This is a genomic window from Novosphingobium sp. TCA1, from assembly GCF_009811895.1.
Taxonomy (GTDB): domain Bacteria; phylum Pseudomonadota; class Alphaproteobacteria; order Sphingomonadales; family Sphingomonadaceae; genus Novosphingobium; species Novosphingobium panipatense_A.
Genome location: NZ_BLJH01000130.1, coordinates 1 through 605, shown reverse-complemented (window position 1 = coordinate 605; position 605 = coordinate 1). Strand labels below are relative to the sequence as shown.

The window sequence follows — 605 nt, the reverse complement described above, 5'->3', positions numbered from 1 at the left end:
CGGGCCCGGCTGTGAGCGAGGCGATAGCTTTCGCCGTTCATCTCGAGGATGCTGACGTGATGGGTCAGACGATCGAGGAGCGCGCCTGTGAGGCGCTCGGATCCGAAGGTTTCGGTCCATTCGTCGAAGGGCAGGTTGCTGGTGATCAAGGTGGAGCCGCGTTCGTAACGCTGGGAGATCAGCTCGAACAGCAGTTCGGCACCGGTCTTGGAGAGCGGTACGAAGCCCAGTTCGTCAATGATGAGCAGCTTGTATCCGGCCATCTGCTTCTGGAAGCGCAGGAGACGCCGCTCGTCGCGCGCCTCCATCATCTCGCTGACCAGCGCCGCCGCAGTGGTGAAGCCCACCGACAGTCCTTTCAGGCATGCTGCCAGTCCGAGCCCCAAAGCTACGTGCGTCTTCCCGGTGCCCGATGGCCCCAGAGCGATGGCGTTCTCACGCCGCTCGATCCACTCGCAGCGCGCCATCTCGAGCACCTGCATCTTGTTGAGCCTGGGGATGACGGCGAAGTCGAAGCTGTCGAGGCTTTTGACGGCGGGGAAGCGCGCGGCCTTGATGCGCCGCTCGACCATACGACGCTCCCTGTCGATCATCTCCATCTCGAC

General features: G+C 63.1%; 1 protein-coding gene. It reads right to left on the bottom strand.

The features are described from left to right. The coding region (gene istB, locus NTCA1_RS28375; protein WP_159832509.1) for an IS21-like element ISSsp5 family helper ATPase IstB at positions 1-605 on the bottom strand (605 nt) is incomplete at both ends.